The sequence below is a fragment of the Nonomuraea longispora genome, from assembly GCF_004348345.1.
Classification (GTDB): Bacteria; Actinomycetota; Actinomycetes; order Streptosporangiales; family Streptosporangiaceae; genus Nonomuraea; species Nonomuraea longispora.
Window position 1 is genome coordinate 1 of the sequence record NZ_SMJZ01000085.1, and the last position, 21,884, is coordinate 21,884.

A 21,884-nucleotide genomic window follows, 5' to 3' on the forward strand; every position below is an offset into this window, starting at 1 on the left:
CCCCGGCCCCGAACTGTTCTACTCGCTGCAGCACGAGCCGTCCGTACGCCGGGTCATGGACCTGTGGGCGCACGCCAGGTGCGCCCTCGTGGGCGTCGGCTCGGCGCCGCTGATGCGGCAGATGACGCCCGCCCTCATGCCTCGCGACGCCGAGGCCCTGCGCCAGGCGGTGGGCGACGTGTGCATGCGCGTCTACGACCGCGAGGGCGCCCCGCTGAGTTATCCGGGCAGCGAGCGCCTGGTCGCCACGCGACTGGAGGAGCTGCGCCGCATCCCGGCGACGATCGCCGTCGCCGTCGGCGCGGAGAAGGTGCTCTCGATCATCGCGGGCGCCAGGGGCGGCTACTTCAACCGGCTCGTCACGGACGCCCCGACGGCGGAGGGGATCGTGGCCGCCGCGCACCAGCTCTGAACATCTTTGCTGGACAAAGTTTCTGACCGCGCGCTAACGTGAGCCGCACCACAGGATGTGCCCCGTGTGAGGGGCTATCTCCATGTCTCGGGGGCAGCGAGCTTTTGGATCCGTCCGCGAGGACGTAGCGAGTGAGGAACGAACCCGTGAACAGAGCTCAGATGCGGACCACCGCGTTCGCCGTTGCGGCAGTGCTCGCAAGCTCGGTGCTGGCCGCGTGCGGCTCGGACTCCGGCCCGTCCGGCGGGGAAACCGGCGCCGGCGGCGACGTCCAGAACGCCAAGGTCGCCTTCCTCATGCCCGACCTCGCCTCGACCCGCTACGAACTGCAGGACAAGCCGCTGTTCGAGGCCAAGATGAAGCAGCTGTGCCCGAGCTGCCAGGTCATCTACCAGAACGCCGACTCCGACGCCGCCAAGCAGCAGCAACAGGCCAACTCCGCGCTCGCCCAGGGCGTCAAGGCGATCGTCATCGACCCGGTCGACTCCGCCGCTGCGGCCACCATCGTCAAGTCGGCCCAGTCGCAGCAGGTGCCGATCATCGCCTACGACCGGCCGATCCCGGCCACGCCGGCCGACTACTATATCTCGTTCGACAACGAGAAGATCGGCTCGATGATCGCCCAGTCCCTCGTCGACCATCTCAAGGAGGAGAAGGCCGAGGGCGGCATCCTCCAGGTCAACGGCTCCCCCACGGACGCCGCGGCGGGCCTGATCAAGAAGGGCATCCACAGCGCCGTCGACCCGAGCGGCTTCAAGCTGCTGGCCGAGTTCGACACCCCCGACTGGCAGCCCGAGAAGGCACAGACCTGGGTGAGCGGCCAGATCACGCAGTTCAAGGGCCAGATCGCCGGCGTGGTCGCGGCCAACGACGGCACCGGCGGCGGCGCCATCGCCGCGTTCAAGGCGGCCGGCGTGGACGTGCCGCCGGTCACCGGCAACGACGCCGAGCCCGCCGCCGCCCAGCGCGTCATCGCGGGCGACCAGTACAACACGATCTCCAAGCCCATCAAGATCGTCGCCGAGGCTGCGGCGAACGTGGCGTGGGGCTTCATGCAGGGCCAGAAGCCCGCGGGCAAGACCACGCTGTACGACACGCCGTCCGAGTTGTTCGTCCCCACGGTGGTCACCAGGGACAACATCAAGGAGGTGCTCTTCGACAGCGGCATCATGAAAGCCGCCGACATATGCACGGGCGCGTACGCCAAGGGCTGCGACGAACTCGGCATCAAGTAGGAGCACCGATGACCGTCCTGTCGCTGCGCGGGATCAGCAAGACCTTCGGCGCCGTCGCCGCGCTCACCGACATCCGGCTCGACGTCGCCGCGGGCGAGGTCGTCGCCATCGTGGGGGACAACGGCGCGGGCAAGTCGACCCTGGTCAAGATCCTTGCGGGCGTGCACGCGCCCGACTCGGGCCGGATCACCTTCGAGGGCCGCGACGTCGCGATCCCCACGCCTGCCGCCGCGCACAAGCTCGGCATCGCCACCGTCTTCCAGGACCTGGCGCTCTGCGAGAACCTCAACGTCATCCAGAACCTTTTCCTCGGCCAGGAGATCCGCCCGCTGCGGCTGGACGACGTGGCCATGGAGACCCGCTCGTGGGAGCTGCTGCGCCAGCTCTCCGCGAAGATCCCCAGCGTACGGGTGCCGGTCGCGGCCCTGTCGGGCGGCCAGCGGCAGACGGTGGCCATCGCCAGGTCCCTGCTCGGCGATCCCAAGGTGATCATCCTCGACGAGCCCACGGCCGCGCTGGGCGTGGCGCAGACGGCCGAGGTGCTCAACCTGGTCGAGCGGCTGCGCGAGAACGGCCTGGGCGTCATCATGATCAGCCACAACATGGCGGACGTGAAGGCCGTCGCCGACACCGTGGTGGTGCTGCGGCTCGGCCGCAACAACGGAGTCTTCGACGTGGCCGAGGTCTCCACCGAGGACATCATCGCCGCCATCACCGGCGCCACCGACAACGCGGTCTCCAGGAGAGCGGACAAGGGAGTGCCGTCATGACCGTCACCACGGACCGGCAGGACGAGCGCCTGCACCATCGTGCCGGGCTGAGCGGCGCGGTCACCGACGTGGTCGAGCGGGCGCGCGGCGGCGACCTGGGCGTCATCCCGGTCGTGGTCGGGCTCGTGGTCATCTGGACGGTGCTGCAGGTCCTCAACCCGATCTTCCTGTCCAGCGCGAACCTGGTGAACCTGACGCTGGAGTCCGCCGCCGTCGGCATCATCGCGCTCGGCGTCGTGTGCGTCCTGCTGGTGGGGCAGATCGACCTGTCCGTCGGGTCGGTCAGCGGGCTCTCCGGAGCGGTGCTCGCGGTGTTGTTCGTGAGCGAGGGGCTGCCGGTCTGGCTGGCCATCGCGGCCTCGGTGCTCTTGGGCGCGGTGATCGGCTGGCTGTACGGGCAGTTGTTCAACCGGTTCGGCGTGCCGAGCTTCGTGATCACGCTGGCCGGACTGCTCGGCTTCCTCGGCCTGCAGCTGTACGTGCTGGGCGCCAAGGGGTCGATCAACCTGCCGTTCGACTCGGGGCTGGTGAACTTCGCCCAGCTCGACTTCGTACCGGCCTGGTTGTCGTACACGTTCGCGGTGGTCGCGGCCGTGTGGTTGTTCGCCGGCGGATTCCTGCACGCCCGTCAGCGGCGCAGGGCCGGGCTGTCGGCGAGGAGCGTCACCGCGCTGGCCGTCAGGAGCGCGGCGCTGCTCGCGGTGCTGGCGTTCGTGGTCTGGTATCTGGGCCAGACCCGCGGCGTCGGCTGGATGTTCGTCTTCTTCGTGGGGCTGGTGCTGATCATGCACTACCTGTTGTCGCGGACGAAGTGGGGCAGAGCCGTCTACGCGGTCGGTGGCAACGTCGAGGCCGCGCGCCGGGCGGGCATCAACGTCCGGGCCGTGTACACCTCCGTGTTCGTGCTCTGCTCGGCGTTCGCCGCGGTCGGCGGCATCCTGGCCGCGGCCAGGCTCGCGGCGGCCAACCAGAGCAGCGGCGGCGGCGACGTCAACCTCAACGCCATCGCGGCGGCCGTGATCGGCGGGACGAGCCTGTTCGGCGGGCGCGGCACGGCGTTCGGAGCGCTGCTCGGCGTCATCGTCATCCAGTCCATCTCCAGCGGGCTCACGCTGCTCAACCTGGACTCCTCGATCCGGTTCGTGGTCACCGGAGTCGTGCTGCTGCTCGCGGTGGTCGTCGACTCGGTCTCGCGCCGGTCGAGGACCTCACACGGCAGGGCCTGATGGCGATCATCTGCGTGGACGCGGGAACCACGGTCATCAAGGCGGTCGGCTACGACTCCTCGGGGGCGGAGTCGTACGTCGCCCGCCGGGAGACCACGGTCTCCCGGCCGGCGCCCGGCCACGCCGAGCAGGACATGGACGCTGTCTGGGCGGCGGTCGCCGCCACGGTCCGCGAGGTCGTGACCCGGATGGAGGACGCGGGCACGGTCGACTTCGTGGCGGTGACGGCGCAGGGCGACGGCTGCTGGCTGGTCGACGCGGGCGGCGAGCCGACCGGGCCGGCCATCCTCTGGAACGACGCCAGGGCCGCCGCCACGGTCGACGCCTGGACCCGTTCCGGGCTCGCGGCGGCGGCCTTCCGGCTGAACGGCTCCTCAGCCGCGTCCGGACTGCCGCACGCCATCCTGACCTGGCTGCGCGCGAACGACCCCGGCCGGCTCGACCGGTCGCACGCCAACCTGACGTGCGGCGGCTGGATCTTCTCCCGGATGACGGGGCGGCTGGTGGCCGACGAGTCCGACGCCTCCGCGCCGTTCATGGACCTGCGGGCGCGGGCGTACTCGGCGGAACTGCTCGCCATGTTCGACCTGGAGTGGGCCGGACGGCTGCTGCCCGAGGTCCGTTCCTGTCCCGTCGCCGACCTGTCGGCGGACGCCGCCGCGACGCTCGGCCTGCCCGCGGGGACGCCGGTCGTGATGGCCCCCTACGACATCGCCTCGACGGCCCTGGGCGCGGGCGCGGTCTCGCCCGGTCAGGCGTGCGGCATCCTCGGCACCACCCTGTGCACCGAGGTCATCGTCGGCTCCCCCGATCTCGACGGCGACCCGACCGGCATCACGATCGCGCTGCCCGGCGGCTACCTGCGGGCCTTCCCCACGTTCGCCGGCACGGAGGTCGTGCAGTGGACGTGCCGCCTGCTGGGCCTGGACGGCCCGGCCGAGCTGGGCGAGCTGGCCCTGCAGAGCCCGCCGGGCGCGGGCGGCCTGGCGTTCCTGCCCTACCTGTCGCCCGCCGGCGAGCGGGCGCCCTTCTCCGACCCGCTGGCCAGGGGCGCGCTGCACGGCATGTCGTTCGAGCACGGGCGGGAGCACGTCGCCAGGGCCGTGCTCGAAGGGCTCACGATGGTCATCCGGGACTGCCTGGCCGCCACCGGCGCCGCGCCGACGGAGCTGCGCGCGAGCGGAGGCGGCTCGGCCAGCGCCACCTGGCTCGCGATGATCGCCGACGTCACCGGGCTGCCCGTGCGCCGCCCGGCCGACGCCGAGGTGGGCGCGCGGGGGGCGTACCTGGTGGGGCTGGCCGCCACGGGCGCCGCGCCGTCCGTCGCCGCCGCCGCCGAGCACGTACGCCTGCGCGACGCCGTCGAGCCCGACCCCGGGCGCGAGGCCCGCTACGCCCGGCTCTTCGACGACTTCCTGACCCTGCGGGGCGCCGACGCAGGCACCTGGCCGCTGCTCGCCGACATGAGGGGCCGTGCATGAGCGTGTGGATCGGCGTCGACCTCGGAACGCAGAGCGTCCGGGCGATGGCCGTCACCGGCGGCGGCGACGTGCTCGGCGTCGCCGCGCGCCCGCTGGACAGCCACCGCGACGGCCCCCGCCACGAGCAGGACCCCGAGCAGTGGTGGCAGGCGCTGGCGGGCGCCACCCGGGAGGCGCTGCGCGGCGTGCCTCCGGAGCGGGTGGCGGGCGTGGCGGTGGACGCCACGTCGGGAACGATCCTGCTCACCGACGCTCGGGGCGGGGCGCTGACGCCCGCGCTGATGTACGACGACCGGCGGGCCGCCGACGAGGTCGGCCGGGTCAACGAGGTGGGCGGGCACGTGTGGGAGCGGCTCGGCTACCGGCGCATGCAGCCCAACTGGGCGCTGCCGAAGCTGCTGTGGCTGCTGCGCGACGCGCCGCCGGGCGCCAGGCCCGCGCACCAGAGCGACTTCGTCAACCGGCGGCTCACCGGCCACGACGTGGCCACCGACCTGAGCAACGCGCTGAAGACCGGCGTCGACCTGATCGAGGAACGCTGGCCGGCAGAGGTGCTCGACGCGCTGGGGGTGCCGGCGGGCATCCTGCCCGAGGTCGTACGGCCGGGCGCCTGGCTGGGCGTGGTGTGCCCGCAGGCCGCCGAACAGACCGGCATCCCGGCCGGGACGCCGGTGGTCGCGGGCACCACCGACGGCTGCGCGGCCCAGCTCGGCGCGGGGGCGCAGCGAGCCGGCAGCTGGAACTCCGTGCTGGGCACCACGCTGGTGCTGAAGGGCGTGACGCGGGAGCTGATCCACGACCCGCTCGGCGTCGTCTACTCGCACCGCGCGCCGGACGGCTCGTGGTTGCCGGGCGGCGCGTCGAGCACGGGAGCGGGCGTGCTGACCCGCGACCTTCCCGGCCGCGACCTCGACGCGCTCAGCGCCCAGGCCGCCGCCGGATTCGGTACGCGGTCGCCGGGCGCGGTCACCTACCCGCTGGTCTCGCGGGGGGAACGTTTCCCGTTCGCCGCGCCCGACGCCGAGTCCTTCACGCTCGGCGACCCGGCCGACGACGTGGAGCGCTACGCGGCGATCCTGCTCGGCGCGGCCTTCGTCGAACGGCTCTCCTTCGACTACCTCGACCTGCTCGGCGCCCCCGTGGACGGCGAGATCATCCTGACCGGCGGCGCCACCAGGAGCGCGTACTGGACGCGGCTCAGGGCCGACGTCCTCGGCCGCCCTGTGACGTTGCGGGAGAACGCCGAGCCCGCGTTCGGCATGGCCGTGCTCGCGGCCGGCAGCGCTGGTGGGGAGCTCGCCGGGATGATCAGCACGCGGGCCGTCGTGGAGCCGTCAGGAGCCGATTTGCGCGAGCCGTACCTGCGTTTCGTCGGCGAGCTGGAACGCCGCGGCTGGCTCGGCGCGGCCGCCGCACGACACGCCCGCGAAAGGAGCGCCCGATGACCGACCTCGTCCTCGTACGCCATGGCGAGACCGTCTGGCACGCCGAGAACCGCTACGCGGGGCTCACCGACGTCGAGCTGACCCCCCGCGGCCACGAGCAGGCCGCCCGGCTCGCGGAGTGGGCCGCGAACGCGGGCCTGGAAGGGGTGTGGGCCTCCACGTTGAGCCGGTCCCGCATCACCGCCGAGGCCAGCGCCGCCGAGGCGAAGGTGGCGCTGCGCGTGGACGCCAGGCTGCGCGAGCTGGACTTCGGCGAGGGCGAGGGGCTGACGTCGGCGGAGATGACGGCCCGCTTCCCGCAGGCCCGCGCCGCGTTCGAGGCCGACCCCGCCGAGCATCGGCTGCCGGGCGGCGAGGACCCGCGCGAGGCCGCGGAACGGTTCGTCGCCGCGCTGCACGACATCGCCGCCGCCCACCAGGGCGGGCGCGTGCTGGTGGTCGCGCACACCACCGCGCTCAGGCTCGCCCTGTGCCGCCTCATCGGGGTGCCGCTCGGCGAGTACCGGCGGCTGTTCCCCCGTCTGGACAACTGCGCGCTGACCGAGCTGCGGCTGAACGCGGGACGGCCGGCGCTGCTGCAGTACAACTCCCCGATTGGAGCTGTTCGTTGACCATCCGAGTCCTTGCCGCGGGCGACCACTTCGTCCGGAACCGCCTGCTCATCGACGCGCTCAGACGCGAGGTCCCCGGCGAGGTGGACGTCCGCGAGCTGACGCTGCCGTGGCCGGTGGAGCCGTTCGGCCGGGTGAGCGAGGTCGACGAGGCCTCCGACGTGGAGGACGCGCTGATCGAGGCGCTGCGCGGGGTCGAGGTCTGCGTGACCCAGATGGCCCCGCTGACCAAGCGCGTGCTGGACGCCTCGCCCGACCTGCGGCTGTTCTGCGTGAGCAGGGGTGGCCCGGTGAACGCCAATCTGGAGGCGGCCGCGCGGGCGGGGGTGGCCGTGACGTACGCGCCGGGCCGCAACGCGGTGGCGACCGCCGAGCACACGCTCGCCATGCTGCTCGCCGCCACCCGCAGGGTCCCGCAGACGCACGCCGACCTGGCCGGTGGCGTGTGGCGGGGCGACTACTACACCTACGACAGCGTGGGCCCGGAGCTGGAGGGCAGCACGGCCGGCCTGATCGGGTACGGTGCCATCGGCAGCCGCGTGGCCCGCATGCTCGCGGGCTTCGGCGCGGAGGTCCTGGTCCACGACCCCTACGTGGACGTGCCGGGCAAGGTGAAGCTTCCCGAGCTGCTAGAACGCTCCCGTTTCGTCTCGCTGCACGCCCGCGCCACCCCCGAGACCACCGGCATGGTGGGCGCGGCCGAGATCGCCGCCATGCCGGAGGGCTCGGTCCTGGTGAACTGCGCGCGCGGCGCGCTGCTCGACTACGACGCGCTGTGCGACGCGCTGGAGTCGGGGCACCTGTTCGGGGCCGCCGTGGACGTCTTCCCCGAGGAGCCGATCCCGCCGGGCTCGCGCCTGCTCACGGCGCCGAACCTGGTGATGACCCCGCACCTGGCCGGCGCCAGCAAGGAGACGGCGAGGAACGCGGCCTCGATCGTGGCCGCGGACGTGGCCCGCTACGTGCGCGGCGAGCCACTGGCCCACCGCGCCACTCCCTGACGGCTATCCCTTGAGCGCTCCCGCCATGAGCCCGCGCATGAAGAACCGGCCGAGCAGGATGTAGATCAGCATCGTCGGGATCGACGAGAGGATGGCCGCGGCCATCTGCTGGCTGTACGGGGTCGCCTGGGCGCCCGCGATGTTGTTCAGCATCACGGTCGCCGGCCAGCTCGTCGGCCCGGTCAGGAACACGGCGAACAGGAAGTCGTTCCAGAGCGACGTGAACTGCCAGATGATCACCACCGCGATCGCCGGCGCCGACACCGGCAGCACCACCGACCAGTACGTCCGCAACATGCCCGCGCCGTCCACCCGCGACGCCTCGATGAGCTCGTCGGGGATCGTGACGTAGTAGTTGCGGAAGATCAGTGTGGCGATCGGGATGCCGTATACGACGTGAGCCAGCACCAGCCCGGGGATGCCGCCGTAGAAGACGCCCTGCAGCCCGGTCAGGTCGTTCAGCCCGACGAGCAGCTGCACCAGCGGGATCATCACCCCCTGGTACGGGATGAACATGCCGAACAGGAACAGGGTGAACAGCAGGTCCGCGCCGGGGAAGCGCCACTTGGACAGCACGTAGCCGTTCATGGAGCCCAGCGCGCACGACAGCAGCGAGCCCGGCACCGCCAGCAGCACGCTGTTCCACAGCCCGGGGGCGAGCTTCTCCCAGGCCACCTGCCACGCCTCGGTCGTCCACGTCTGCGGCAGGTTCCAGGCCTGGCTTGGATCGGCCTCGGTGAGCGGCTTGAAGCTGGTGACCAGCAAGACGTAGATCGGGATGAGGAAGACCACCACGAAGGCGATGAGCACGCCGAACCGCGTCCAGGCGAACACCGTGCTCCTCCGCCCGGCACTCACCGCTGTCATTGGCGCCTCTCCTTACGCACGGACCAGATCAGGTACGGGATCACGAAGATCGCCACGCTGAGGACGATGTACGAGGCGATCGTGGCCCCCTTGGCGGGATCGTGGGAGTCGAAGACCGCCACCCACATGAACACCGCGGGCACGTCGGTGATGATCTGCTTGCCCGACACCGCGACGATCAGGTCGAAGACCTTGAGCGAGATGTGTCCGAGGATGATGAGCGCGGACAGGGTCACCGGCCTGAGCAGGGGCAGCACGACGTGCCGGTAGACGCCCCACTCGTTGCAGCCGTCCACGCGGGCCGCCTCACGCAGTTCCTCGGGCACGCCGCGGAAGCCGGCCAGGAACAACGCCATGACATATCCGGACATCTGCCAGACGGCCGGCAGCGCCATCGCCGCCATGCCCCAGTCCGGATCCCTGAACCACTGCCACTGCGGCAACCCGAGCGTGTCGAACAGCCGGTTGAGCCCCACCGCCCGCTCGTCCGTCCCCGAGTTCATCAGCCACCGCCACACGATGCCGGTCGCGACGAAGGAGATGGCCATCGGAAACAGGTAGATCGCCCGGAACGTCCCCTCGCCCCTGATGCCCTTCTCCATGAGGAACGCCAGCAGCCACCCGAGCACCAGCGCCCCCAGCACGAACACGACCGTGAACACGATCGCGTGCTGGACCGACAGGTGCCATCGGGGCTGGTCCCAGATGTCGATGAAGTTCTGCAGCCCCACGAACTCGCCCTCGGACACCTCGTCGTGCTTGTCCGTCATGGCCAGCCGGAAGTTCCAGCCGAGCATGCCGTACACGAAGACGGCGATCAGAATGATCGACGGCGTCACGAGGAGGAGTCCGGGCAGCCACGTGCGCGCCCGCCTCACAAGCAATCCCTCCCACGGACGCGGCAGGCCGCCGAGTGCGGCCTGCCGGGCCCGTCGCGTGGTCCTCTACCGGGTCGTCTACCGGGTCGTCACCGGCCTGTCGTCAACCGATCTACTGGGCGTTGGCCGTGGCCGCGTCGGCCAGCCCCTGCTGCAGGGCCTTGACGTCCTTGGTGCCGAGGAACAGGCCGACCTGCTCGTTGATCGCGGCCAGCCACGGCTGGTTCACCGCCACACCGTGCTGGATCGAGCCGGCGAGCTTGTTGCTCGACCAGTCCTTCAGCGCGTCGGCCAGGTAGTCGGTGTAGAGCGACTCGTCGGCGTCCTTGCGTGCGGGGATGGAGCCCTTCAACGGGTTGAAGGCGTCCTGGCCCTCCTTGCTGGCCGCGACCTTCAGCCAGGCCTCCGCCCCTTCACGGTTCTTCGCGCCCTTGGGCAGGGTGAAGCTGTCGGACAGCCACATGTAGGTGCCCTCGGTGCCGGGAACGGGCGCCCAGTCGAAGTCCGTCTTCGACTTCTTGCCCAGGCCGCCCTCCGGGGGGTTGTGGAAGTAGCCGTAGGCCCAGTCGCCCATGATGTTGAAGGCTGCCTCGCCGTCGGCGACCTGCTTGGCCGCGGGCTGCCAGTCGTCCTGCGGGTCGCCCGCGTACTCCATGATCTTGGCGAAGTTCTGCAGCGCCGTGGTCACCTGCGGGCTGTTCCAGTCGGCGCCCGGCTTGAACAGGGCGTTGTAGGCGTCGGCGCCCATCGAGCCGAGCAGCACGTTCTCCAGCACGTGGGTGGCGGTCCACTCCGCCCCGATCGACAGCGGGATCTTGCCCTTGGCCTTGACCTTCTCGAGGGCCGCGACGAACTCGTCGATCGTCTTGGGCGCCCCCGCCACCCCGGCCTCCTTGAGCACGCCCGGGTTGAACCACAGGACGTTGGACCGGTGGATGTTCACCGGCACCGAGTAGATCTTGCCCTCCACGCTGATCTGCTCGACGAGCTGCTCGGGGAAGACCTCCTTGAGCTTCAGCTCGTCGTAGAGCGCGGTCAGGTCCTCCAGGTTGCCGGCCTTGATGTAGCCCTGCAGTTCGGCGCCCGCGTGGCCCTGGAACGTGTCCGGAGGGGTGCCCGCCTGGAGCTTCGACTGCAGCAGGGCCTTGGCCTTGTCGCCGGAGCCGCCCGCCACCGCCGCGTCGAAGAAGGTATACGTCGGGTTTTTCTCCTCGAAGATCTTCCGCATCGCGGCAAGGCCGTCGGCCTCACCGGGGCCCGTCCACCAGGAGAAAACCTCAACCTGCTGTTTTCCACCGCTGTCGGCGGAGGGCGACTGTGCCGTCTGCTCGCCGCCGCCACCGCCGCAGGCCGCCAGGCCCAGAACGCTCACCATCGTGATCGAGGCGGCCACCAACCACCGTCGCATCGCGCACCATCCCTTCGAAGCCCCCCGAAGCAGGTGATTCTTGACAACGTTGTCAACAACGGCTATCAACCCACTTTCCCCGCAGCGCCGTCAAGGGAGAGCGGGTAACAGGTCCGCATATAAGCTCAGGCACGCCTCAGCACGCCGCCGGGGTCCGACACCACCGTGACGCTGAAGCCATGGTCCCGCGCCAGGTCAGCCCTCTGCGCGGCGACCACCGTCGCCCCCTTCGACACGCCCAGCGCGATCAGGGCGGGCAGGTCCCAGCCTCCGCCGGGGCTCCAGGTGGCCAGCACCACGTCCGACTCGGTCAGGCGTACGGGCCGGTCGAGCTCGGCCATCCGGGCCAGCAGGTCCGCGTGCGACAGCCGCCGCCCGCCGGCGTGCAGGAGCGCGGTCTGACGCCGGGCGTCGAGCACCGGCAGCTCGGTGGGCGCGAGCGCGACGAGGTCGCTGAAGTCGATCGTGTCGAGCGCCGCGCCCAGCGAGACGATCTGCCGCACCCGGGACCGCTCGGCCGCCCGCACCGCGGTCGGCGCCAGGTCGGGCGTGGTGACCAAAGTGCGCGCGTCGCACTCCCGCAACCACGCGGCCAGATCGTACGCGCCGAGCCCCGGATCGACGGGCGCCGCCACCCCACCCGCGGCCAGCACCGTGTGCACCGCCAGCGTCTGCGCGCCCGCCGTCGAGACGTGCACGCCCACCACCTGGTCACGCCGCGCGCCCCTGCACACCAGGCCGGAGGCCGCCCTGGTCACCTCGGTCACCAGCTCGCGGTAACCGTAGACGCGTCCGCCCCTGAGGTCGACGAGCGCCGGCCGGTCGCCGCGCCCGTAGGCCAGCCGGAAAACCTCGTGGATCACGGTGCCGGTGGTCGAGGGCGAGCGCTTCATGCACGACAACGTACGGCGGCCGGCCCTGCCCGGCATCCGCCGATGTATGTAGGCCGATGTGCATTATTCGGGCGGGCCCGAGCCCTGCGCGGCTCGAGCCCGCAGTCACGCGCCCACGACCGGACCGCCACCCCTCCGAGGATGCCCGGCCGACACGGTCGCGTGACGACCGTACGCGGGGCGAGCCCCGCGTTGGAACCGTAAGCCGGACGGCCATCCTCGCGCATGCTCTGACATGGCCATTCGACGATGTAGGCGATGGAGACGGCCGGCGTGCCACATATGTAGAAGCTCAACGGCTGGCGATCATCCATGCGGCGATCTGTGTACGCGTGGAGAAGCCGAGCTTCGACAGAATGTTGGCCACGTGACGCGCGGCGGTCGCCGGGCTGATGACCAGCTCGTCGGCGATCGCCCGGTTGCTCAGCCCTCGCGCGACCAGTTCGGCGATCTCGCGTTCCCTGGCCGTGAGCCTGCTCTCCTGGACGACCGGGACGAACGCCGCCGCGGGCGTGTCGGGCCGCGTGCCGTCGAGCGCGCAGGACACCGCCTGGTCGGCCGTCATCTTCGTGCCCTCGGCCCAGAGCACGGCCACCATCTCGTCGCCGAGCAGCGCCCGCGCGGGCCGCAGGACGTTCTCGGTGCGCGCGTCGGGCTGGCGGCGCCGCAGCGCCACGGAGGCCGCGACCAGCAGCACGCCGAGCCGGTGGTCCCCCTCGGCCGTGGCCAGGCCGGCCCACGCCTCCAGCCGTCTGCCGACGCCGCAGCCAAGGCCGGCGTCGCGGCTGAGCACCAACGCCTCGGTGAGCATGGCCCTGGCGGTCGCCAGGTCTCCCTGGTCGAGCGCCACCCCGCCGAGCCCGGCCAGGCAGCTCACCTTCTGCTGCCTGGCGTCGATGTGCCCGACCAGGACCAGCGCCGACTCGTAGTGGCGTTTGGCCGTCTCGAGATCACCCGCGTCCCTGGCCACCTGCGCCAGGCCGATGTGGCCCGAGGAGCGCCCGACGTGGTTGTCGAGCTCCTCGTTGATCGCCAGCACCTCGCCGTACGCGCGCCGCGCCTCCCGCAGCCGGCCGTGCCGCAGGGCCGTGGCCGCCCTGGCGCTGTGGGCCAGCGACTGCAGGATGCGGTCACCGGACTGCACGGCCGCCTCCAGCGCGCGGGAGAGCAGATCCTGCTCGCCCGTCAGCCAGCCCATCACGACCAGGCCGGCGGCCGTGCCGTAGGTGTCGTGGACGGTCGCGCACGCGGCCACCCCGGCACGGACCCACCGCAGGGCGTGTTCCCTGTCACCCGCCGCCAGGGCCAGCTCGCCGCGCAGGATGGTGGCCTGCCCGCGCAGCGCCGGCGGCACCCGCGCGGCGTCGAGGGCCAGCAGCCGGTCGAGCCGGTCGGCCACCTCCAGCTTGCGCCCGCAGCCGGTCAGCAGGAAACGTACGTCGGTCAGCAGGGTGAGCGCGGTCTCCGGTTCCCCGGCGGAGACCGACCAGTCGCAGGCCGCGGTGACCTCGGCCCTGAGCCCGTCGAACAGGTTGATGTAGCGCTCCACCACCGGCCACGACATGCGCCCCTCCGGTGACACCGCCCGCCTGAACCCGGCCGCCATCCCGGCCAGCGCCATCAGGTGGCGGTGCCGCAGCTCGCCCTCCTCCCCCGACGCGGCGAGTTGTTCGAGCGCGTAGTCGCGGACCGTCTCCAGCAGCCGGTAGCGCGCCTGCCCGGCGATCTCCCCGTCGAGCGCCACCAGCGACTTGTCGACCAGGTCGCACAGCCGGGGCAGCACGTCCTCCTCGGGCAGTTCGGGGCCGGAGCACACCCGCTCGGCCAGGTCGAGCGTCCATCCGGCGCGGAAGACCGTCGTACGGCGCAGCAGCACCCGCTCCTGGGGGCTGAGCAGCCGGTAGCTCCAGTCGACCGCCGCCCTGAGCGTCCTGTGGCGGGGCGGGGCCGTCCGGGCGCCGCCCGCCAGCAGCCGGAACCGGTCGTCGAGCCGCTCCACCAGCTGGCGTACGGACAGCACCCTGACCATGGCGGCCGCCAGCTCGATCGCCAGCGGCAGCCCGTCGAGCGCCCGGCACAACGTCACGACGAGCGGCAGCGTGTCGGCGGTCAGCTCGAAGCCGGGCCGCGCGGCGGCCGCTCTGGCGGCGAACAGCCGCACGGCCTCGCTGCCCTCGCCGTCGATCGACAGTGGGGGCACCCGCCAGACCGTCTCCCCGGGCACGCGCAGCGGCTCCCTGCTGGTGGCCAGGATGGTGAGCCCGGGGCAGGAGCCGAGCAGGTCGCGGCAGAGCTCCGCGCACTCGGCGATCACGGTCTCGCAGTTGTCGAGCACCAGCAGCACCCGCCTGCCGCCGATCAGCGCGCCGGGGTCGCCCGCGACGCCGAGCGACGCCGCCACGTGCGCCCTGACCTCGCCCTCGTCCAGGTCGGCCAGCTCGACCGGCCACACGCCGCCCGCGTGGCCGGTGGCGACCCGCGACGCGAGCCGCAGGGCCAGACGGGTCTTGCCGATGCCGCCCGCCCCGCACAGGGTCACCACCCGCGAGACGCGCATCAGCTGGACGAGCTCGTCCACATCGGACTCCCGGCCCACGAACGTGTTCGGCTCGGCCGGCAGGTTGGCGAAGTCAGCGAATCGCAGCATCACTGTGAGTGTGTCACCAACTACGTCGTGCGCCCACAGCCAAATTCATGAGAAGTATGGGTGAGCGCGGGAACACTTTCTCTTATGGCCGATGAGCCGCTGGAGCTGGGGGAGATCTCCTTCTCCGGCTGGCACGCCCACACCGACATGATGGCGGAGGTCGGCTTCCTGACCATCGCCAGGCGTCTTCCCGCCCTCGTGGTCGAGGCACCGCGCATGGCGTGGCGGGCCAGCCGACCGCGTCTACGTCCTCGACCGCGGCGTGGTCACCGAACACGGCGACCACGACACCCTCATGACCCTCAACGGCCTCTACGCCGACCTCTACACCCTCCAGGCCGCCGCCCACCGCTGAGCCAGCAGGGTGTAGGGTCCGCGATCCGATGCGCAATGTCGGCTCTTGATGCGCAGTGAATGCGCAAATCCGCGTCCCCGTGCGCAACCAATCCGGAGCGTAACGGCTCAACGCTCCGGATTGGGTGTCCTGTCTCACCTGACTTTGAGGCCAGTCCCATCGATCATGAGGCGTCCCGCCGTTTGTCTCACTTACCTGAGTCATAATCGCAGAGTTCGCCTTCGAGGAGGCCCATAAGGATCATGTCGTGCCACTTGCCATCACGGCGGAAGCACTCGCGGACGCGGCCCTCCTCGACGAAGCCCACCTTCTCGTAAACCCGGCGCGCTGCAGTGTTGTCTGCCGCGAAGTCCAGGGTGATCCGGTGCAGGCGCATTTCGTTGAAGCCGTACCTGCACATCAGGCGCATCGCCTCAGTGGCGTAGCCACGACCCCAGACGTCCTTCTCGCCGAGCTGGATATCCAGCTCAGCATTTCCGACCTCCGGCTTCGCGTCTCTGAGCCGAACGAACCCGACAGCGCGCTGATCGTGGAGCGACTCGATGATAAACCGGCAATTCTCGTAGCTGTTGCGCGGTGCCGCTGTCAGCCGCTCCTGTGCCTGCACGAACGACTCGGGGTAGCCGCTGCTCATCCAGCGCACCACCTCGGGGTCATGGCTCCAGCGCCATATGCTCTCGAAATCCGTGGGTTCGACGGCGCGTAGGCGGACAAGCTTTCCAGTCAGCATCGCCAAGTTCTACCAGCGTTCAATCCGGACAATCAACTCGATTCCCTCGCCCTATGAAGATCAGACTGACCACGCCGAGAAACGAGGAGATGCCTCATGATCGCTGAGACGCGCACCTTGCGGACCGTCTCATTGAACTTGAGGCACCGCAGGCCAGAGGCGCTCCATGCCTCAGATTGAACGAGACAGGACATTGGTGTTATGGGTGCAGCAGTGTTTCGCCCGCCGTATGGTGCGATACATGACACTACGGAGCGCAGGCGGGGCAGCGCCCTCAGCGTCCGTTAGATACCTCGACGAGTCCGTACGGGAAATCTGTCTCGAAAGACTCAGGCTTGCGGACTTTGCGGAATCTGCGCCCTGGCGTCGAGTTCGCTCCGTGCACGGTCAGGCTCACTGACGTGATCCCAGCGAATTGCCGGCAGGTAGTCGTGCTCGAAATGGGTGAGGACAAGTGCCGCTCGGGCGATGTGGCCGATTCGGCTGGGGCTGACGGTGATGTGCTGGAGGACCCGCCAGCGGCCTTTGAGCAGGGCGAATCCGCGTTCGCCGAGGCAGCGGAGAGCGCGCAGGAGCCGGTTGTAGGTGCGGTTGTCCGAGCTGAGGATCTGGTTTTCCTCGGGTTGTCTGATCGGCGTGTGGATGCCGATTCCGGCGCCGTCGTAGCCGTTGTCGGCGAGGGTGGGCAGACCGGCTGCGGCTGCGGCGTACAGCGCGCCCAGCACGTGGGTGCGGGCGGCGGACAGGTCGTGGACGGAGCCGGGTTCGACCTCGCCGATCCACAACGGCAGCCCGTCAGGTGCTGAGAGGGCTTGGAGGTTGCCGGCGTGGTGGTGGGCTTTGCCGGAGTACCAGGCGTCGATGGGTTCGCCCTTGACGCTGATGGTCTGCTCGGCGCAGCGGTCGATGGGGATCAGGGTGCCGTCGAGGATTACGTAGGCCAGTTCTCCGGCGTGGGCGCGGTCGAGGGCTTCGTGTAGATCTGGTGCTTGAGCTGCGAGAACTCCGATGCCTTCGTGGATGTAGCGGTAGGCGGTGGCTCGGGAGACGTGATGATCGCGGCCGAGTTTGGGGATGTCGTGCTCGCCGCGGAACCAGCACAGCACCATGACTGCCTGCCGGAACGGGGTCAGGGGCTCGGCTGTCTTTGGGCGTGCCGCGCAGTCGGCGTTCATCCCGCAGAAGTCGGGCGACGTGGTGAACGAGTGCGCGAGAGACGTCGAGCGTGGCACGATGGGCAATCACGTGGAGCCTTTCGGCGGCGGGATTTCTTGTGGTGAGAACTCATCTACCGGAGGCTCCACGCCCGTCTCCGGCCTTCGATGACTCCTCCCGAAAGGCCCGATACGTCACTGCCTGCGTCTTAGAAATCCCCAATCGTCCTAAATTATCTCGCTGTAGGGTCGGGAGCTGGCGCGGTGGCGTCTCCTGGCGGTAGGGCTCGGGGCCTGTCTTCCGCCGGTTTCCCGGTCGGCTGTGCCCTCCCCGATGACCATGGCCAGGTTCGTGGCTCCGTTTCCAGCTCCCGCCGCATCGAACCGTGCATGCGGTTCTCCCGCACACGGCTCACCGACGTCGTTCACCGGCGGCATTCGGTCTCACCCGCCAGGGCTTGCCCGCCCTGGGTGCGACAGTGATTCCATACAAGCTGATCAATCCGAGGTCGATCGGCCGGGAGTTGAGCAGTACCTGCCAGCCGAACGCCATGCTGCGGCGGTGACGTCGGCGCATAAAGTGCGCCAGCCGCCACTGCGCATACCGTCTGATCTTGCTGAGGCGCTGGGCCGAATGTCCGTAACGGAAATAGGCGGCCCAACCGCGAAGGAAGGCGTTCAGCCTCTCCACGATCGCCTCCGGCCACAGCAGCATCCACCGCCGGGAGGTGATCTCCCGGATCCGGTCGCGGGCGTGCTGCATGGCCTTGTCCGCGGGCCAGCGAGCCAGGAACGTCACCTTCGGCTTGCCCCGATCCCCTCGCGAGCGGACCAGGCGGTGATGAAAGCCCAGGAAATCGAAGCCGTCGCCACCGACCTGAAGGTGGATGATGCGGGTCTTGGCCGCCTTCGGCTCCAGCCCAAGCTCGGCCAGCAGCTCGGTCAACCGGGCCAGCGCCCGTTCGGCCTGACTGCGCGACCAGCACATCACGACCACGTCGTCGGCGAACCGCACCATCGCCCCGTCCGCGCCGTCCCACGCCCGATCTAATCGGTGCAGGTAGACGTTGCAGAGCAAGGGTGAGACTGGACCGCCCTGCGGGGTTCCGTTGACCGGCCGCCGCACCTGCCCGTCCTCCATCGCCCCCGCGCGCAAGATCGCGCGCAGCAGCGTGAGCACGGACTGGTCGCAGACGCGTTCCTCGATCGCGTGCATCAACTCCTGATGCGGAATCGCCGAAAAGCAGTCGGCGATGTCCGTCTCGACCACCCACCGGCGGCCCCGCGCGCACTCGCCGATGAGTACCTGCAGGGCGTCGTGCGCTGACCGTCGCGGGCGCAACCCGAACGAGCAGTCGGCCATGTCGGCCTCGAAGACCGGCTCGAGCACGATCTTCACCGCCGCTTGCACGATCCGGTCCCGAACGGCGGGTATCGACAGCGGTCGGTACTGATCCTTCAGCCCCGGCTTGGGGATCAGCACGCGCCGTGCCGGCAGCGGCCGATACCGCCGCTCCCGCAGTTCGGCGGCCACCTCGTCCAGGAGCCGGTCGACTCCGTACTCCTCGACCTGGGCCAAGGTGGTCTTGTCGATGCCCGGCGCGCCGTCATTGCGGCGCACCGCCGCCCACGCGCGCTGCAACACGTCTCTGCGGCAGACCTTGTCGAACAGCGCGTGGAACCGACGTCCGGGATCGGCCTTGGCCGCCCGGTAGAGCGCATGCTGCAGGGCGCGGACCGGATCACGCGGAACACGCGGTTCCGATGATCCCTTCACGGCGGGACTAGCCTGACCGGCACTCACCGGGCCCCTCCCTGTCAGTCGCTGCGCATCGACGAAGCAGCGGCCCTTCCCTTCACCGCCGGTTGTGTTGTCCGGTCGGCTCGATCGGTACTACGGCCGCCTCCGACGCCCACCCGGCTCACCACCCACTTCCCGGCTTCGACCGGTTATAGGGCGCGACGCTCCAGCAACACCCATATGTCCGCAGGTTGCCGGGCCGGGGAGGGCCTCCCCAGTTCCCGCCGCCACTATCGGCACGTTCCGCGCCCCATACGCCGAGGAGTCCTTGACAGCTGCGCTTCCAGGCTCTTCACCGCGTCCATGGCCTTCGCCCCGGTTTCGAGAGGCTCGGCACTCCCTTGTCCCGCCCAAAGGGCAGGCTGAGTAACGACGCCGCAGGCTTCGCTTCATGCTACGGACCGCACCGTCGCTCCCCCATGAACAGGGCCTTTGACGCTGGGCTTCGACCCCGCCCGTTTCCAGACGAAGCCGCCAGCCTGCTACCGGGCCTCCTGGCAGCTACCCGGGCCGGACTTCCACCGGCAAGCGACGACGAGCTTACGAACAGCAAGATCAGCCGCTATGTCACGGCTTCACCTCCTGCTCTGCTGGGCGCACGAGATCACCTCATTGGACTGGATCTCGACCCTCGACCGGCCCGGAGTCGACTCCGACGTGCTCAACCGCCGAACGATCGCGAGCATGCTGCTCGCCGGTCAGACGATCCAACAGATCGCCATGGCGCTCAACGTCAACGAAACCCACCTACGTCTCCACATCGAGGCAACCGGACACACCGCACGACAGGCTCCGGTAGCCCAGAGTCACGCCCAGGATCGCATCACTATTCGCCGCGAATTGCTAGCCCCCGATCGGCTACGTCAGCTTCATGAAGAAGAAAAGCGATCGCAGGGCGAGATCGCCGCGCAGGCAGGCTGCTATCCCAGAACAGTCCGCACTGCACTCGTTGACGCGCAGATCCCCATTTGTTCTCCGCTCCAACCTAAAACGGGTCTTCGAACTTGATCGGGGTGTGAGGATCCGCCGGCTCCAGAAGGCTTGAGAGGGCTCGTGGTTCTCGGTGATCCTTCTTGTTGTCGAGGCAAGAAGATCACAGCAGAGAAGCCACGAGCATGGTCAACGATACGACGCTGCTGCTCGGCCTGGACGGGGTGACCGTCACGAAGGTCGTCGCCGCAGGTGATGGGCAGCAGGATGGACCGGTGGTGCATCTGGCCACCGCAGATGAACGGGCCCGATGCTGCCCGCAGTGTGGAGTTGCCGCGGTCCGGATGAAGGAATGGGACACCACCCACCCGCGGGATCTTCCGGTCGGCGGGCGGCGGTGTGCGTTGCGGTGGCGGAAGCGGCGCTGGTGCTGTGACCAGGCATCCTGCCCGCATCGGACCTTCACCGAGCAGGTGCCGCAGATCCCCGTGCGATCCCGGCTGACGGTGCGATTACGCCAGGCCGCCGGTGCCGTCGTCGGGGACGGCGGGCGAACGGTGATTCAATCGGCGCGCGATCACGGGGTGTCCTGGCCGATCGTGTCGGCGGCGTTCATCGAGCACGCCCGCAGGGTGCTGCCCGCCCAGCCGGAGCCGGTCACCGTGCTCGGCATCGACGAGGTGCGCCGTGGCCCTCCTCGCTGGGTGCTGGAGGAGAGCACCGGGACCTGGGCGACGGTGGCGGATCGCTGGCATACCGGTTTCGTGGACCTGTCCGGTGATCAGGAGCTGCTCGGCCAGGTCGAGGGCCGCACCATCGCCGCGGTGACCAGCTGGCTCGGCCAGCGGGAGGCCTCCTGGCGGGCGCGAGTGGCCTTCGTCGCGATCGACATGTGCACCATCTTCAAGGCCATCACAGGCGCCACCTTGATCGCACGAGGTCACCCCCTTCATGCGACTCCCCAGGGACACCAATTCCTTCGGGAGGTGGAGTACCTCCTCAAGCTCCTGGACGGTGACTCTTTGTGACTGCTATCCACGTCGTCGCCTAACCGATTGCTCACGGACCACCAACCAGCCCGATGCGCATGACCTCGGATTTCTGACGTCTTCCCAGCTACCAGTGCTCAACAAGTCGCGGACCCTACAAGGGTGTAGGGTCCGCGATTCGATTGTGATGTCGGACGCACGGGGTTTCTGATCGCGGGAGCAGGACCTGTTGCGGATATCGGTGCGCTGTCGCGTCGAAACTGGGCGGCGGACTTCAAATCGATGATGGAGGGACGCGGGCGATCGGGCAGCATGGAGTTATGGATCAACTGAAGGTGGTCGTCTTCGATGCGATGGGCGTTCTCTATCGGTTCGGCGACGTTCAAGGTCGCGTCCTGATCCCGTACCTGCGTGCTCAAGGATGCACGGCGCCGGAGCAGGAGATCCGTGCCGCCTACCGGTCAGCGACGTTGGGAGACCTGACGACCGCTCAGTTCTGGTCGGCCGTCGGGACACCGGCGGAAGAGCGCGACGAGGACTACTGCCAACGGCACCAACTCACCGAAGGCGCGCTGCAAGCCATAGAAGAGTTGGCCCGTGACGGCCTGGCACTGGCGTGTCTGAGCAACGACACGGCGACATGGTCGGCGATCGTGCGGCGCCGTTTCGGCTTGGATCGTCATATCCAACGGTGGTTCATCAGCTCTGACCTGCGGGCCCGCAAACCCGACAAACGCGCCTACGAGGCGCTGCTGGACACGCTTGGCGCCCGTCCGGAAGGGGTGGTGTTCGTCGACGACCGCCCGGTCAATCTCGCTCCCGCTCGTTCCCTGGGGATGCGCACGATCCTCTTCTGGAGCGACGACACCGATGCCCATCCCGAACCCGCTGGCCGGCAAGACCCGCAATACAGCGTCAGGACGATGCCGCAGCTGGTCACCGTCATTCGCGAACTCCGCTCGGCGGCGATTCATGGAGGCGAAACGACGTTCGGCCGTCCGGCAACGGCATATGAGCCGATGGAAGGGGAAGGGCTGGACCACTGATCCCG

At 69.7% G+C, this 21,884-nt stretch carries 18 protein-coding genes and 1 pseudogene; 11 read left to right on the forward strand and 8 right to left on the reverse strand.

Annotation, left to right across the window (positions count from 1 at the left end; all coding sequences use genetic code 11):
• From E1267_RS22190 to E1267_RS22225, 8 genes are all read left to right on the forward strand, one after another.
• A partial coding sequence (locus E1267_RS22190; protein WP_281283685.1) for a sugar-binding domain-containing protein occupies positions 1-412 on the forward strand: 412 nt, incomplete at its 5' end.
• Between the two features lie 146 nt (positions 413-558).
• Positions 559-1,647: an ABC transporter substrate-binding protein gene (locus E1267_RS22195; protein WP_220449609.1), complete on the forward strand. Its 1,089-nt coding sequence runs from the start codon at positions 559-561 to the stop codon at positions 1,645-1,647.
• Between the two features lie 8 nt (positions 1,648-1,655).
• The gene (locus E1267_RS22200; protein ID WP_132334512.1) at positions 1,656-2,417 is read left to right on the forward strand and encodes an ATP-binding cassette domain-containing protein; all 762 of its coding nucleotides are present in this window, start codon (positions 1,656-1,658) and stop codon (positions 2,415-2,417) included.
• On the forward strand, positions 2,414-3,643 hold the full coding sequence (locus E1267_RS22205) for a sugar ABC transporter permease (protein ID WP_132334513.1): 1,230 nt from the start codon (positions 2,414-2,416) through the stop codon (positions 3,641-3,643). The genes E1267_RS22200 and E1267_RS22205 overlap by 4 nt, the downstream gene beginning before the upstream one ends.
• Positions 3,643-5,124, forward strand: a complete 1,482-nt coding sequence (locus E1267_RS22210; RefSeq protein WP_132334514.1) for an FGGY-family carbohydrate kinase — start codon at positions 3,643-3,645, stop codon at positions 5,122-5,124. Before E1267_RS22205 ends, E1267_RS22210 begins: the two co-directional genes overlap by 1 nt.
• Entirely contained in the window at positions 5,121-6,569 is a 1,449-nt protein-coding gene (locus E1267_RS22215) for an FGGY-family carbohydrate kinase (RefSeq protein WP_165959729.1), read from the forward strand. Before E1267_RS22210 ends, E1267_RS22215 begins: the two co-directional genes overlap by 4 nt.
• Complete coding sequence (locus tag E1267_RS22220) at positions 6,566-7,180, forward strand: histidine phosphatase family protein (protein ID WP_132334515.1); 615 nt, start codon at positions 6,566-6,568, stop codon at positions 7,178-7,180. Before E1267_RS22215 ends, E1267_RS22220 begins: the two co-directional genes overlap by 4 nt.
• Positions 7,177-8,181: a 2-hydroxyacid dehydrogenase gene (locus E1267_RS22225; RefSeq protein WP_132334516.1), complete on the forward strand. Its 1,005-nt coding sequence runs from the start codon at positions 7,177-7,179 to the stop codon at positions 8,179-8,181. The genes E1267_RS22220 and E1267_RS22225 overlap by 4 nt, the downstream gene beginning before the upstream one ends.
• A gap of 3 nt (positions 8,182-8,184) precedes the next feature.
• Here the strand turns inward: E1267_RS22225 and E1267_RS22230 are convergent, their stop codons facing one another.
• The 8 genes and pseudogenes from E1267_RS22230 to ltrA form a co-directional block, all read right to left on the reverse strand.
• A complete protein-coding gene (locus E1267_RS22230) occupies positions 8,185-9,048 on the reverse strand; it encodes a carbohydrate ABC transporter permease (protein WP_132334517.1) in 864 nt (287 codons plus the stop codon).
• Entirely contained in the window at positions 9,045-9,926 is an 882-nt protein-coding gene (locus E1267_RS22235; RefSeq protein ID WP_181957825.1) for a carbohydrate ABC transporter permease, read from the reverse strand. The genes E1267_RS22230 and E1267_RS22235 overlap by 4 nt, the downstream gene beginning before the upstream one ends.
• Before the next feature lie 112 nt (positions 9,927-10,038).
• A complete protein-coding gene (locus E1267_RS22240; RefSeq protein ID WP_132334519.1) occupies positions 10,039-11,334 on the reverse strand; it encodes an ABC transporter substrate-binding protein in 1,296 nt (431 codons plus the stop codon).
• A gap of 125 nt (positions 11,335-11,459) precedes the next feature.
• The gene (locus E1267_RS22245) at positions 11,460-12,227 is read right to left on the reverse strand and encodes an AMP-binding protein (protein WP_165959730.1); all 768 of its coding nucleotides are present in this window, start codon (positions 12,225-12,227) and stop codon (positions 11,460-11,462) included.
• A gap of 292 nt (positions 12,228-12,519) precedes the next feature.
• Positions 12,520-14,874: an ATP-binding protein gene (locus tag E1267_RS22250; RefSeq protein ID WP_132334521.1), complete on the reverse strand. Its 2,355-nt coding sequence runs from the start codon at positions 14,872-14,874 to the stop codon at positions 12,520-12,522.
• A gap of 542 nt (positions 14,875-15,416) precedes the next feature.
• Complete coding sequence (locus tag E1267_RS22260) at positions 15,417-15,959, reverse strand: GNAT family N-acetyltransferase (protein ID WP_132334523.1); 543 nt, start codon at positions 15,957-15,959, stop codon at positions 15,417-15,419.
• A 434-nt stretch (positions 15,960-16,393) separates the two neighbouring features.
• Positions 16,394-17,204 (reverse strand): annotated as a pseudogene (locus E1267_RS22265) (HARBI1 family protein); the annotation flags it as partial.
• Positions 17,205-17,525: 321 nt separating this feature from the next.
• Positions 17,526-18,890, reverse strand: coding sequence for a group II intron reverse transcriptase/maturase (gene ltrA / locus E1267_RS22270; RefSeq protein WP_220449610.1), 1,365 nt, complete (start codon positions 18,888-18,890; stop codon positions 17,526-17,528).
• Between the two features lie 588 nt (positions 18,891-19,478).
• On the opposite strand from ltrA, the gene E1267_RS22275 reads away from it, so the two are divergent.
• The 3 genes from E1267_RS22275 (at position 19,479) to E1267_RS22285 (ending at position 21,879) form a co-directional block, all read left to right on the forward strand.
• On the forward strand, positions 19,479-19,922 hold the full coding sequence (locus tag E1267_RS22275; protein ID WP_132334525.1) for a hypothetical protein: 444 nt from the start codon (positions 19,479-19,481) through the stop codon (positions 19,920-19,922).
• Positions 19,923-20,029: 107 nt separating this feature from the next.
• The gene (locus tag E1267_RS22280) at positions 20,030-20,872 is read left to right on the forward strand and encodes a transposase family protein (RefSeq protein ID WP_132334526.1); all 843 of its coding nucleotides are present in this window, start codon (positions 20,030-20,032) and stop codon (positions 20,870-20,872) included.
• Between the two features lie 281 nt (positions 20,873-21,153).
• Complete coding sequence (locus E1267_RS22285; RefSeq protein WP_132334527.1) at positions 21,154-21,879, forward strand: HAD family hydrolase; 726 nt, start codon at positions 21,154-21,156, stop codon at positions 21,877-21,879.
• The last annotated feature ends 5 nt before the right edge of the window (positions 21,880-21,884 follow it).

What these genes read in the sequence shown, in the direction of transcription:
- E1267_RS22200 (WP_132334512.1), top strand. Translation starts at nt 1,656, where the DNA reads ATGACCGTCCTGTCGCTGCGCGGGATCAGCAAGACCTTCGGCGCCGTC.
- E1267_RS22205 (WP_132334513.1), top strand. Translation starts at nt 2,414, where the DNA reads ATGACCGTCACCACGGACCGGCAGGACGAGCGCCTGCACCATCGTGCC.
- E1267_RS22210 (WP_132334514.1), top strand. Translation starts at nt 3,643, where the DNA reads ATGGCGATCATCTGCGTGGACGCGGGAACCACGGTCATCAAGGCGGTC.
- E1267_RS22215 (WP_165959729.1), top strand. Translation starts at nt 5,121, where the DNA reads ATGAGCGTGTGGATCGGCGTCGACCTCGGAACGCAGAGCGTCCGGGCG.
- E1267_RS22220 (WP_132334515.1), top strand. Translation starts at nt 6,566, where the DNA reads ATGACCGACCTCGTCCTCGTACGCCATGGCGAGACCGTCTGGCACGCC.
- E1267_RS22230 (WP_132334517.1), bottom strand. Translation starts at nt 9,048, where the DNA reads ATGACAGCGGTGAGTGCCGGGCGGAGGAGCACGGTGTTCGCCTGGACG.
- E1267_RS22240 (WP_132334519.1), bottom strand. Translation starts at nt 11,334, where the DNA reads ATGCGACGGTGGTTGGTGGCCGCCTCGATCACGATGGTGAGCGTTCTG.
- E1267_RS22245 (WP_165959730.1), bottom strand. Translation starts at nt 12,227, where the DNA reads ATGAAGCGCTCGCCCTCGACCACCGGCACCGTGATCCACGAGGTTTTC.
- E1267_RS22250 (WP_132334521.1), bottom strand. Translation starts at nt 14,874, where the DNA reads ATGCTGCGATTCGCTGACTTCGCCAACCTGCCGGCCGAGCCGAACACG.
- E1267_RS22260 (WP_132334523.1), bottom strand. Translation starts at nt 15,959, where the DNA reads ATGCTGACTGGAAAGCTTGTCCGCCTACGCGCCGTCGAACCCACGGAT.
- E1267_RS22275 (WP_132334525.1), top strand. Translation starts at nt 19,479, where the DNA reads ATGTCACGGCTTCACCTCCTGCTCTGCTGGGCGCACGAGATCACCTCA.
- E1267_RS22280 (WP_132334526.1), top strand. Translation starts at nt 20,030, where the DNA reads ATGGTCAACGATACGACGCTGCTGCTCGGCCTGGACGGGGTGACCGTC.
- E1267_RS22285 (WP_132334527.1), top strand. Translation starts at nt 21,154, where the DNA reads ATGGATCAACTGAAGGTGGTCGTCTTCGATGCGATGGGCGTTCTCTAT.